11 protein-coding genes are annotated in these 11,537 nt (G+C 75.1%); 7 read left to right on the top strand and 4 right to left on the bottom strand.

Translation table 11 applies throughout. The features are described from left to right. Window positions 1-130 precede the first annotated feature (130 nt). Window positions 131-1,171: a Gfo/Idh/MocA family protein gene (locus NF338_RS19705; RefSeq protein ID WP_264032314.1), complete on the top strand. Its 1,041-nt coding sequence runs from the start codon at window positions 131-133 to the stop codon at window positions 1,169-1,171. A gap of 86 nt (window positions 1,172-1,257) precedes the next feature. Further along, window positions 1,258-2,709, top strand: a complete 1,452-nt coding sequence (locus NF338_RS19700) for a hypothetical protein (RefSeq protein ID WP_264032313.1) — start codon at window positions 1,258-1,260, stop codon at window positions 2,707-2,709. A gap of 71 nt (window positions 2,710-2,780) precedes the next feature. Here the strand turns inward: NF338_RS19700 and NF338_RS19695 are convergent, their stop codons facing one another. The 3 genes from NF338_RS19695 to lpdA form a co-directional block, all read right to left on the bottom strand. Next, entirely contained in the window at window positions 2,781-3,674 is an 894-nt protein-coding gene (locus NF338_RS19695) for a TIGR01777 family oxidoreductase (protein ID WP_264032312.1), read from the bottom strand. A 149-nt stretch (window positions 3,675-3,823) separates the two neighbouring features. Further along, entirely contained in the window at window positions 3,824-5,626 is a 1,803-nt protein-coding gene (sucB, locus tag NF338_RS19690) for a 2-oxoglutarate dehydrogenase, E2 component, dihydrolipoamide succinyltransferase (RefSeq protein ID WP_264032311.1), read from the bottom strand. A gap of 30 nt (window positions 5,627-5,656) precedes the next feature. Beyond that, entirely contained in the window at window positions 5,657-7,039 is a 1,383-nt protein-coding gene (lpdA, locus tag NF338_RS19685) for a dihydrolipoyl dehydrogenase (protein ID WP_087473017.1), read from the bottom strand. 215 nt (window positions 7,040-7,254) lie between these two features. Here lpdA and NF338_RS19680 point away from each other — a divergent pair, with 215 nt between their 5' ends. Then, entirely contained in the window at window positions 7,255-7,608 is a 354-nt protein-coding gene (locus NF338_RS19680; protein WP_264032310.1) for an oxidoreductase, read from the top strand. A 31-nt stretch (window positions 7,609-7,639) separates the two neighbouring features. On the opposite strand, the gene NF338_RS19675 is transcribed toward NF338_RS19680, so the two are convergent. Next, the gene (locus NF338_RS19675; RefSeq protein WP_264032309.1) at window positions 7,640-9,139 is read right to left on the bottom strand and encodes a leucyl aminopeptidase; all 1,500 of its coding nucleotides are present in this window, start codon (window positions 9,137-9,139) and stop codon (window positions 7,640-7,642) included. Between the two features lie 103 nt (window positions 9,140-9,242). Here NF338_RS19675 and NF338_RS19670 point away from each other — a divergent pair, with 103 nt between their 5' ends. Genes NF338_RS19670 through NF338_RS19655 form a run of 4 tightly spaced genes read left to right on the top strand, consistent with a single transcriptional unit; the run spans window position 9,243 to window position 11,488 of the window. Continuing rightward, the gene (locus tag NF338_RS19670) at window positions 9,243-9,599 is read left to right on the top strand and encodes a hypothetical protein (protein ID WP_264032308.1); all 357 of its coding nucleotides are present in this window, start codon (window positions 9,243-9,245) and stop codon (window positions 9,597-9,599) included. Window positions 9,600-9,615: 16 nt separating this feature from the next. Then, entirely contained in the window at window positions 9,616-10,173 is a 558-nt protein-coding gene (locus NF338_RS19665) for a hypothetical protein (protein WP_264032307.1), read from the top strand. Next, window positions 10,170-11,282 (top strand): quinone-dependent dihydroorotate dehydrogenase, encoded by a 1,113-nt coding sequence (locus NF338_RS19660; RefSeq protein WP_264032306.1) that lies wholly within the window; start codon window positions 10,170-10,172, stop codon window positions 11,280-11,282. Before NF338_RS19665 ends, NF338_RS19660 begins: the two co-directional genes overlap by 4 nt. Then, window positions 11,279-11,488 (top strand): hypothetical protein, encoded by a 210-nt coding sequence (locus tag NF338_RS19655; RefSeq protein WP_264032305.1) that lies wholly within the window; start codon window positions 11,279-11,281, stop codon window positions 11,486-11,488. The genes NF338_RS19660 and NF338_RS19655 overlap by 4 nt, the downstream gene beginning before the upstream one ends. The last annotated feature ends 49 nt before the right edge of the window (window positions 11,489-11,537 follow it).

Below are 11,537 nucleotides of genomic sequence, written 5' to 3'. Positions count from 1 at the left end.
ACCCGCGCGAGACGGTACGCAGCGCTCCATACCGGACCAACGCGCACATTCTGCCAGGTCCGGGAGGGTGCTCGGACCACTCCACGGGACCCCGCCGGTACCGGTCGTCGGCACGGCTAGATTGGTCGGCATGGACACCGCCGCACGCACGCTCAGGGTCGGGATCGTCGGGTACGGGGGAGCGGGCCGCGGCATCCATGCGCGCCTCGTCCGCGAGGCCGGGCACGTGGTCACGGCGGTGGTCGTCCGGTCGCCCGAGCGCCGTGCCGCCGCGGCCGAGGACTGGCCCGACGTGCACCTGCACGACGACCTCGACGCGCTCCTCGCGGACCGCGCCGCCTACGACGTCGTCGTGGTCGCGAGCCCGTCGGCCCTGCACGCCGACCACGCCACCGCGCTCGCTCGGGCCGGCGTGCCGGTCGTCGTCGACAAGCCGCTCGCGCTCGGCGCGGCATCGTCCCGCGCCGTCGTGGATGCGGCCGAGGCAGCGGGCACGCCCCTCACCGTCTTCCAGAACCGCCGCTGGGACCCCGAGCAGCTCACCCTGCGATCGGTGCTAGAGCGCGGCGAGATCGGGCGCGTGCACACCTTCGAGCGCCGTTGGGAGCGGTGGCGTCCCGTGCCGCAGCAGCGCTGGAAGGAGAACGACCCCGTCGGCGGCGGCCTGCTCCTCGACCTCGGGCCGCACCTCGTCGACTCCGCGACCCAGCTCTTCGGGCGCGTCACCGCCGTGTGGGCCGAGCTGCGCTCGCACACCACCCCCACCGAGGACGACGTGTTCCTCGTGCTCCACCACGAACCCGACACCGACGGCAACGCGGTCGTGAGCCGCCTCTGGGCCGGCTCTGTCGTCGGCGCCCCCGGGCCCCGCACGCGCGTGCTCGGGACCGCCGGGGCGTACGTCGTCACGACGTTCGAGAACGACGCGTCGCCCTTCGAGGTCTTCGACGACGCCGCCCCCGAGGGCACGCTCGGCTGGGTCACGCGCGGTCGCGAGCGCGAGCCCGTCGCGCAGGCCCCGGGCGGGCACGCCGACTTCTACCGTGCCGTCGCCGCCTGGATCCTCGACGACGGCCCCGTCCCCGTCGACCCGCGCGACGCCGTCAGGACCGCCGAGATCCTGGATGCCGCCCGCCGCAGCGCCCGCGAGGGCCGCCTGCTCGACGTCTGACCGTCCCCGGGAACCTGTCCGCGCGGCCCGCGATCCGGCCTGTGGACAACGGTGCTTCAGGGGCCTGCACGCGGTGAGATGGTGACATGCCCTTGCCGACGTCGCGCCGTGCGCGACCGCCCGTGGAGTCCGTCGCGGACCTGGTGCCCGTGCTCGCCGCCGCGGGGTGGTCGGTGCGGCGGGAGCCCGGCGCGACCGGGGGGATCGTCGCCTCCGACGCCGTGGGCACCGTGTGCGAGGTCACGCGGCTGACGGTCCCCGAGGAGCCGGGGGCTCGCGCCGCGCTGGTCGAGCACCTGCGTGCCCTCTCCGAGGATCACGAGCACCTCGTGGCGGTGCGCGGCGTCGTGGAGGCGGGGGAGGCGTCGCTCGGGGTCCTCACCGACCACGTCGACGGGCTGCGCCTCGACGAGCTGGCGGCTGCCCGGGAGCCCTTCCGGGCCGCCGAGGCCGTCACGGTGCTGGTCCCGGTCGCGCAGGGCCTCGCCGCCCTCCACCGGGACGGGCGCGTGCACGGTGGCCTCGACGCGGCGTCGGTGGTCGTCTCGGCCGGCGGTCGCGCGGTCCTGCGGCCATCGCTGGAGCCCGCACGCGGGACGGCCGCGGACGATGTGCGCGACCTCGCGCGGCTGGTGCTCGACCTCGTGCCGCCCCCGGCGTCGAGCCATCCGTCCTACCGGGCGTCCGGCGACCCGGACGACGCCCGCGACCTCACGGCGCTGCACGCCGAGCTCGCGGTCGCGCTGCGCGACGAACCGTCCGCGCGCCCTGCCGCGGGGACGTTCGCCGCGCGCTGCTACGACGCCGTGGAGCCGCGGCCGGTCGTGATGCCCGACGCCGCGCGTCTCGTGGCGGGCGCGTTCGGTGGTCGGCGGACCGTGCGGCCCGGCGTCGGGGAACCGGCCGCGCCCGGGGGCCTCGTCCGTGGCGGGACGGGGTCCCGTGGGCGGGGAGCACGGGCACGACGGCGGCGGGCGGTCCGCGCCGTCGGCACGAGTCTGGCGATCCTCACGGGGTGCGCGACGCTCGTGGTTCTGCTGGTGCTCCTGGGGCCGTCGCGGACGGCCGAGCCCGACGGCGGCGAGCAGGCGCCGGGCACGTCCACGACCGTCGTCGAGCCGGACGTCGACGCGACGGCGGTGCTCGACCCGGACGATCCGAGCGGCGCCGCACGTGCGCTCACGGCGCGCCGGCTCGCGCTGCTCACCGAGGGCACGGGGGACCTATCGTCGGTGGTGGTCGCGGGCTCGTCGGCGGAGGCGCGCGACGCCGCGGTGCTCGAGGCGCTCGTCGGCGTGGACGTGCTCGACGCGCAGGCGGAGGTCTTCGACGCCCGGCCTGCCGACGGCGGGTCACCCGCGGCGGTCGGGACGGGCACGGAGCCTGCGGACGCGGTCGTCGAGGTCGACTACTCCGTCAGCGCGCACCGGCAGCGCACGGGCGACGGCGAGCTGCAGGTGCCCGCGACCCCGCGCACGACCGTCGTGCTCGTGCTCCGCTGGACCGACGACGGGTGGCGTGTCGCCGAGGTGCGGTGACCCGCACCGTCGCGCTCCGCTCGGCCCGGAACGGGCGTCGGAGCAGCCGGAACGGGCGTCGGAGCAGGAGGTCAGCGGCGCTCCGCGACCCTCCGGGCGGCGTCGGCCAGGACGGGGTCGGAGAAGGTGAACCCGCTCGCCTCGAGCACGCTCGGGAGGGCGCGCTGCGAGCCGAGGATGTCCGACGCGAGCTCGCCGAGCACGACGCGCAGCGCGACGGACGGGACGGCCACCACGGCCGGGCGGTGGAGCTCGCGGGCGAGCGCCCGGGTGATCTCCGCGTTCGTGGCCGGGTGGGGGGAGCACAGGTTGACCGGCCCGTGCACGGGAGCGGTGAGCAGGTGGCGCAGCGCGTCGACCTCGTCGCGCAGCGTGATCCAGCTCCAGTACTGCGTGCCGGGTCCGAGGCGACCGCCGACGCCGAGCCGCAGCAGCGGCAGGAGCCGGCCGAGCGCACCACCCTCGGAGGACAGCACGATGCCCGTCCGGGCGTGCACCACGCGCACGCCCGCCTGCTCGGCCGGCGCGGTCGCGGCCTCCCACTCGCGGACCAGCCGGGCGAGGAACCCGTCGCCCGACGCCGACGTCTCGGTGAGCACCTGCGCGCCACGGTCGCCGTAGTAGCCGATCGCGGAGCCCTGGACCCAGACGGGCGGCGGCGCGTCGAGACCGGCCATCATCCGGGCGAGGAGGCCGGTGGTCCGGGTCCGGGACGTCACCAGGGTGCGCTTGTACTCCGTCGTCCAGCGGTGGTCGCCGATCCCCGCGCCGGCGAGGTTCACGACGGCGTCCGCCCCCTCGATCACGCCCGGGTCCAGGATGCCGGCGTCGGGGTCCCACTCGTGCTCGTCGGACGTCTGCGGGGCGCGCCGCACGAGCCGGCGCACGTGGTGGCCGTCCTCGCGCAGCCGTTCCAGCAGCTCGCCGCCGATGAATCCGTGCGAGCCCGCCACGACGATGTCCATGAGGCCACGCTACGGGTCCACGACGGCCCTGCGCACCAGTGGCCGGGAACTTCCCTGTCGCTCGACGGCGGGACCGGGCCCGATCACGCCGCGAGGCCCCGACCGTGGTGGTCGGGGCCTCGCGGCGGTGCGTCAGGGAGCGCGGAGCGTCAGAGGCCGACCTCGGACTCGAACGCGCCCTCCTCGATGCGGTTCTTGATCGTGGTGAGGAAGCGCGCGGCGTCCGCACCGTCGACCAGGCGGTGGTCGTAGGACAGGAAGATGAAGCACGTCGAGCGGATGCCGATCGTGTCGTTCCCGTCCGCGTCCGTCACGACGACCGCGCGCTTGGTGATGGTCCCCGTGCCGAGGATCGCCACCTGACCGACCGGGACGATCGGCGTGTCGAAGACGGCGCCGCCCGAGCCGGTGTTGGTGATCGTGAACGTCCCGCCCGCGAGCTCGTCCGGCCCGACCTTGTTGGCGCGCGTGCGCGAGCCGAGGTCGGAGATCTTGCGCGCGATCCCGGCGAGGTTGAGGTCGCCCGCGTCCTTGATGACCGGGACGACGAGGCCGCGCTCGGTGTCGACCGCGATGCCCACGTTCTCCTGGCCGTGGTAGGTGATCTCGTCCTCGGCGAAGGTCGCGTTGATCTTCGGGTAGGCCTTGAGCGCCTCGACGGCGGCGAGCGTGAAGAACGGCAGGAACGTGAGGTTGGCACCCTCGCGCGCCTTGAAGTCCGCCTTGGCGCGGTTGCGCAGCGCGGCGACGCGCGTCACGTCGACCTCGACGGCCGTCGTGAGCTGGGCCTGGGTGGTCAGCGCCTCGACCATGCGGCTCGCCACGAGCTTGCGCAGGCGGCTCGTCTTCTCGGTCGTGCCGCGCAGCGGCGAGACCGCCGGGACGGAGGCCTTCTTCGGGGCGCCACCTGCTGCGGGTGCCGCGGGAGCGGCGGCAGCCGGGGCGGCCTTGGCCTCCTCGGCCTTGCGGGCGGCCTCGAGCACGTCCTCCTTGCGGATGCGGCCACCGACGCCCGTGCCCGTGAGGGACGACAGGTCGACGCCCTTGTCCGCCGCGAGCTTGCGCACGAGCGGGGTGAGGTACGTGCCGCTGGCCTTCGCGGCCGGGGCCGGGGTCGCGCCCGGGGCGGACGGCGCGGCGGGCTTCTCGGCCGCGGGAGCAGGCGCGCTCGTGGCCGGAGCCGGCGTCTCCTCCTGCGCGGCCTGGGCGGGGACGTCCGCCTCGCTCGCCGGGGTGCGCGCCTCGGTCGGAGCCGGGGCGGGAGCAGCCTCCTGCTTCGGGGCCTCCTGGGCGGGCTCGGCCGGTGCGGCGGCCGGGGCGGCGCCCGAGCCGACGATCGCCAGCACGGTGCCGACCTCGACCGTCTCGTCCTCCTGGACGAGGATCTGCTGGACGGTGCCCGCCACGGGGGAGGGGACCTCGGTGTCGACCTTGTCGGTCGAGACCTCGAGCAACGGCTCGTCGACCTCGACCGTCTCGCCGACCGACTTGAGCCACCGGGTCACGGTGCCCTCGGTGACGGACTCGCCGAGCGCGGGGAGCTTGATCTCCTCACCGCCGCCGGAGGACTGCGGCGCGGGAGCGGCCTGCTGGGCGGGGGCGGGCTCGGCGGGGGCCTCCTGCGCGGCGGGCTGCGCTGGCGCGGGCTCCGGTGCGGCCTGGGGCGTGGGCTCCTCGGCCGCCGCGGGGGCGGGCGCGGCGTCGCCGCCGCCGGAACCGTCGCCGATCACGGCGAGGTCGGTACCGACCTCCACGGTCTCGTCCTCCTGGACGAGGATCTGCTCGAGCACGCCCGCGACGGGCGACGGGATCTCGGTGTCGACCTTGTCGGTCGAGACCTCGAGCAGCGGCTCGTCGACGGCGACGGTGTCGCCGACCGACTTGAGCCAACGGGTGACGGTGCCTTCGGTGACGGACTCGCCGAGGGCCGGCATCTGCACGTTCTCAGACATGACCTGCCTGGTCTCCTTCGATCGTTGGGGTCAGTTGTGGGCGTGCAGAGGCTTGCCGGCCAGGGCCAGGTGCGCCTCTCCGAGTGCCTCGTTCTGGGTGGGGTGGGCGTGGACCAGGGCGGCGACGTCCTCCGGGTACGCCTCCCAGCCCACGATGAGCTGTCCCTCGCCGACGAGCTCGCCGACGCGTGCGCCGATCATGTGCACGCCGACGACGGGCCCGTCCTTGCGGCGCACGAGCTTGACGAAGCCGCTGGTCGCGAGGATCTTGCTCTTGCCGTTGCCGGCGAGGTTGTACTCGAGGGACTCGACCTGGTCGGCGCCCCACGTCTCGATCGCTGCCGCCTCCGTGACGCCGACGGACGCCACCTCGGGCTCGCAGTACGTGACGCGCGGGATCGACGACTCGACGATCGGCGTCGGGTCGAGCCCGGCGATCTGCTCCGCGAGGAAGATGCCCTGCGCGAACCCGCGGTGCGCGAGCTGGAGGCCGGGCACGATGTCGCCCGCGGCCCAGATGTTCCCGACGCCCGTGTGCAGGCGCTCGTCGACGATCACGAACCCGCGGTCGAGCGTGATGCCCTGCGCCTCGAACCCGAGGTCTGCCGTGCGCGGCCCGCGCCCGACGGCGACGAGCAGCAGCTCGGCCTCGAAGGTCTTGCCGGACTCGAGCGTGACGGTGACGCCCGAGTCGGTCTCCTTGACGCCCGCGAACCGGTCGCCCAGAGAGAACTGGATGCCGCGCTTGCGGAACGCGCGCTCGAGCGACTTCGACAGCGCCTCGTCCTCGTTGGGCACGAGGTGGGGCAGCGCCTCGACGATCTGGACCTCGGCGCCGAACGACTTCCACACGCTCGCGAACTCGACACCGATGACGCCGCCGCCGAGCACGACGACCGACCTCGGGACGCGGTCGAGACGCAGCGCCTGGTCGGAGGTGATGACGCGGCCCGCGATCTCGAGGCCGGGCAGCGAGCGCGCGTACGAGCCGGTCGCGAGCACGACGTGACGACCGGTGTACCGGGTGCCGTCGACCTCGACGGTGTCCTGCGACACGAGCCGGCCGTGGCCCTCGACGAACGTGATGCCGCGCGAGGAGACGAGTCCCTGCAGCCCCTTGTAGAGGCCCGCGACGACGCCGTCCTTGTAGCCGTTGACGCCGGCCATGTCGATGCCCTCGAGCGTGCTGCGGACGCCGAACCGCGCGCCCTCGCGGGCGCCGTCGGCGAGCTCGGCCGCGTGGAGCAGGGCCTTGGTGGGGATGCACCCGTTGTGCAGGCAGGTACCACCGAGCTTGCCCGACTCGACGAGCGCGACGGAGAGGCCGAGCTGGGCGGCGCGCAGCGCGGTGGCGTAGCCGGCGCTGCCTCCGCCCAGGACGACGACGTCGAATGGTGTGCCGGGTTCGGCCACGTGCGACTCCTTCAGCGAGGGGAGAGCGAGGGCGGACGTGCACGGCACGTCGACGGGCCGGACGGGAACCGCTGGCCCACGGTGCGTGAACGTTCTCCGGGTGCCATCTTGGCACCTCGGGCACGGGCTCCCCAATCGAAACCAGGGCCTCGCGGCTGTGACGCTGCAGACAGCGGGCCCACCGTATGACCAGGGTCACGCTGTACCCTGCCGCTGTGCCCCGGCTGCCCAAGCTGTCCAGCCTGTTCTCCCGCCGCCCCGCGACGACCCCGTCCGCGAGCGGTGCCGCCGCCGCGCCGTCGGACGCCCGCCGCGCGACCCTCGCCCACCTCCAGGACTTCGTGCGCACGCGCGTCGGGGTCGAGGCGTACGTCGAGCCGCCCACGCAGGACACGGGGGCGACGCTCCTGCTCATCGCGACGACGGGCGAGTGGACGCGGCGGCGCGTCCCGGACGAGAAGACGGCGTTCGACGTCGCCGGCTCGCTGGGCGTACCCGTCTACAACGTCCGCTTCACCGGATACCCGCAGCGCATGCGTGACTGGAACTCGCGCCAGCGTCGTCGCTGACGCCGGCGCGAGCTCCCCTCGTCGACCGGCCTCAGCGCTGCGCGCGGCCCTCGACGAGGCCGAGCAGGGTGCGGACGGCGACGCCGGTCCCGCCGACCGGGGTGTACCCGTGCGCCGAGCCCTCGTTGAACGCCGGGCCGGCGATGTCCAGGTGGGCCCACGGCGTCTCGCCGACGAACTCCTGGAGGAACAGGCCGGCGACGAGCATGCCGCCGAACCGGTCGCCGATGTTCGCGAGGTCCGCGACCTTCGACTTCAGCGACGCACCGAGCTCCTCCGGCAGCGGCATGGGCCAGAACTGCTCGCCCGCGGCGTCCGCCGACGCGACGACCTCGGCGCGCACGTCGTCGGCGCCCATGACCGCGGAGACGCGGTTGCCGAGCGCGACCATCTGCGCGCCGGTGAGCGTCGCGACGTCGAGCACGACGTCCGGCTTCTCCTCGACCGCGGCGACCAGGCCGTCGGCCATGACGAGGCGGCCCTCGGCGTCGGTGTTGAGCACCTCGACGGTCTTGCCGCCGCGGATCGTGATGACGTCCGACGGGCGCTGGGCGGTGCCCGACGGCATGTTCTCCGCGAGGCACAGCCAGCCCGTCACGGCCACGGGCAGCCCGAGGCGCGCGGCGGCGACGACCGTCTGCAGGACGGCGGCAGCGCCGGCCATGTCGGACTTCATCGCCTCCATGCCCTTGGCGGGCTTGATCGAGATGCCGCCCGAGTCGAACGTGATGCCCTTGCCGACGAGCGCGACCTTCGCGGCGGGGCGCGACGGCGCGTAGGCGACCTTGACGAGGCGCGGGCCCCGGGCCGAGCCCTGGCCCACGCCGACCAGGCCGCCGTAGCCGCCCGCGGCGAGCGCCTTGTCGTCGAGCACCGTGACCTTGAGGCCCTTGGCGCCCGAGTCCTTGACGGCCTGCTTCGCGACGTCGGCGAACGCGGCGGGGAAGAGGTCGTTGGGCGCCGCGTTGACGAGGTCGCGCGTCGCGTTGACGGCGGCCGCGACGACCTTGGCCCGCTCGACGGACGCCTTGGCGGCGGCGCTGCGCGAGCTCCCAGCGAGGATCTCGACCGTCGCCGGCGGGCGGCTCGCGGCCGTCGCCTCGCCCGTGCGGTAGCGCGCGAACGCGTACGCGCCGAGCAGCGCACCCTCGGCGACGGCGCCGAGCTCGGCCTCGTCCTCGACGGGGAGCGCGACGGCGACCGACGAGGTCCCGGCGAGGGCGCGCAGCGCTGCCCCGGACGCGCGGCGCAGCGACTCGGCGCTGAACGTGCCGTCGGCACGGCGGGCGCCCAGACCCACGAGCACGAGCACGTCGGCCTTGAGCTCGGGCCCGGCGGGCACCTTGCGGACCTCGTCCGCCGCGCCCGTGATGCCGAGCGCAGGTGCGAGGCCCTCGAGGGCGGCGACGACCGGACGGGGCAGGTCGCCCCCGACGATCGCGACGCCGTCGGACGTCGTATGGGTGCCGACGACGAGCGCGTCGACCTTGGCACCGGCGGGATTCTTGCTGGAGACGGTCAGTTCAGCCACCCCGCGATGCTATCTCCGGGAGCGGCGCCCCTGCCCCCGCGAGGTCAGCGGGACCTGTGGACCGATTCCGTGGCCGCGGGCCGCCCCCGGTACGCTCGGCCGCGTGGTCCTTCCCCTCCTGCTGCTCGTGGTCGCGGCGTGCGTCGCGCTCGCCTGCTGGGCGCTCGTGTTCGTCGCGCGCGACCGTGCGGTGATCCTGCGCCAGCTCTGGGGTGCGGCGGTGATCGAGGGACTGATCCTCGTGCAGGCGGTCGTGGTGGGCGTGCTCGGCGCCACCGGGACCGCGCCGAGCGACCCCGTGCTGCTGTGGGGCTACCTCGTGACCACCCTCTTCATCCTGCCCGTCGCCGCCCTGTGGGCCTTCGCCGAGCGCTCGCGCTGGAGCTCCGTCGTGCTCGCGGTCGCCGCGCTCACCGTCGCGTTCCTCGAGTGGCGCCTGTGGCAGATCTGGAACGCCTGAGCTGGAGGTCCTCGCCATGAGCGCACCCGCCGCCCCGGACGGGGCGGACCCGACGGCGACGCCCGCGCCGCGCGGCACCGCTCCGCGCCCGAGCACGAGCCGTCGCACGAACACCGGCTTCGGCCGGGTCCTCGTCGCCGTGTACGGGATCTTCGCGCTCGCGGCCTCGGCGCGCGCCGGCGTGCAGCTCCTGCGCGACTGGCACGAGGCGCCGCTCGCGTACGCGCTGTCGGCGCTCGCGGCGGCCGTGTACGTCGTCGCGACGATCGCGCTCGCGCGGGGCGGGGAGATCGCGCGCCGCGTCGCGTGGGTCGCGGTGGGCGTGGAGCTCGTCGGTGTGCTCGCCGTCGGCGCCTTCTCGCTCGCCGACCCCGAGGCCTTCCCCCGCGCGACCGTCTGGTCCGGCTTCGGGCAGGGCTACGGCTACGTGCCGCTCGTCCTGCCGTTCGTCGGCCTGTGGTGGCTCTGGCACACCCGCCCGGGCGCCGCGTCATCGGCCGTCGCCGCCCCGAGCGCCACCCCGGGCACCACCAGCACCCGCACCGACACCGACGCCCCGGAGGACGCCGCATGACCCGCCGCCGCCCGCTCCTCTACGGACTGCTCTTCGACACCGTCTTCCGGCGCATGGACCCGGAGCGCGCGCACCACGTCGCGTTCGACCTCATCGGCGCCGCCGGCCGCGTGCCCGTGCTGCGTGACGTCGTGCAGGGGGCGCTCGCGCCGTACCTGGGTCGCGCGGCAGGGGGGCGGGGCAGCGTCGAGGTCCTGGGCAAGGTCTTCCCCGCGCCCTTCGGTCTCGCGGGCGGGTTCGACAAGGACGCGCGCGCCGTGCGCGGGCTGACGATGCTCGGCTTCGCGTTCGTCGAGATCGGCACGGTCACCGCGCACGCGCAGCCGGGCAACGAGAAGCCGCGGCTGTGGCGCGAGCTCGACGTCATGGGCGTGCGCAACCGCATGGGCTTCAACAACGAGGGCGCCGCGGCGGCCGCCCGCCGGCTCGCGGCGCTGCGCTCGACGAGGTCGGGGCGCGCCGTGCTCGTGGGCGCCAACATCGGCAAGACGAAGGTCACGCCGGCGGCCGAGGCCGCGGCGGACTACGCGACGAGCGCGGGCCTGCTCGCGCCGTACGCCGACTACCTCGTCGTCAACGTGTCCTCGCCCAACACCCCGGGCCTGCGCGACCTCCAGGAGGTCGAGTCGCTGCGCCCGATCCTCGTGGCGGTGCGCGAGGCGGCCGACGCCGCGACCACGGACGCGGGCGTCGCCCGGGTGCCGCTGCTGGTCAAGATCGCGCCCGACCTCGCGGACGAGGACGTGGACGCGGTCGCCGACCTCGTCGACGAGCTCGACCTCGACGGCGTCGTCGCCGTGAACACGACGATCGGGCACGACCGCGGCCCGGGCGGGCTGTCCGGCCCGCCCGTGCGCGCCCGGGGCCTCGCCGTGGTCGCGCGCCTGCGCGAGCGCCTCGGCGCGCGTCGCGCGATCATCGGCGTCGGGGGCATCACGACCGCGCACGACGCCCGTGACTACCTGCACGCGGGCGCCGACCTCGTCCAGGGGTACACCGGGTTCCTCTACCAGGGCCCGCTCTGGGCGGCGCGCATCAACCGGTCGCTCGCGCGCCACCCGGAGCCGGGCGAGCACGTGCGGGGCACCGAGGCGAGGGAGGCACGATGATCCGGCCGCAGTGGGTCTGGGAGCTCGACGACGCCGAGGGCCACGTCCTCGCGTCGCCCGTGAGCCCCGTGTTCACGACGCAGTACGACGCGGAGCAGTGGCTCGGCGAGACCTGGCGCACCTTGGCCGCCGAGGGCGCCGCCGTCGCACGGCTCCTGCACGACGGCGCGCAGGCGACCGCACCGGTGGAGCTCCGCGCGCGCTGACACCACCGGGTCCGTGCGCCCGACGGCGTGCGCTCGCGTCCCGGAGGAC

This window comes from Cellulosimicrobium sp. SH8, from assembly GCF_025818875.1.
Lineage (GTDB): Bacteria > Actinomycetota > Actinomycetes > Actinomycetales > Cellulomonadaceae > Cellulosimicrobium > Cellulosimicrobium cellulans_D.
This window is presented reverse-complemented; position numbering and strand designations above follow the sequence as displayed.

Excerpts from the sequence above, each read along its gene's own strand:
- NF338_RS19660 (WP_264032306.1), top strand. The coding sequence starts at position 10,170 with ATGACCCGCCGCCGCCCGCTCCTCTACGGACTGCTCTTCGACACCGTC.
- NF338_RS19705 (WP_264032314.1), top strand. The coding sequence starts at position 131 with ATGGACACCGCCGCACGCACGCTCAGGGTCGGGATCGTCGGGTACGGG.
- NF338_RS19695 (WP_264032312.1), bottom strand. The coding sequence starts at position 3,674 with ATGGACATCGTCGTGGCGGGCTCGCACGGATTCATCGGCGGCGAGCTG.
- NF338_RS19700 (WP_264032313.1), top strand. The coding sequence starts at position 1,258 with ATGCCCTTGCCGACGTCGCGCCGTGCGCGACCGCCCGTGGAGTCCGTC.
- sucB (WP_264032311.1), bottom strand. The coding sequence starts at position 5,626 with ATGTCTGAGAACGTGCAGATGCCGGCCCTCGGCGAGTCCGTCACCGAA.
- NF338_RS19655 (WP_264032305.1), top strand. The coding sequence starts at position 11,279 with ATGATCCGGCCGCAGTGGGTCTGGGAGCTCGACGACGCCGAGGGCCAC.
- NF338_RS19665 (WP_264032307.1), top strand. The coding sequence starts at position 9,616 with ATGAGCGCACCCGCCGCCCCGGACGGGGCGGACCCGACGGCGACGCCC.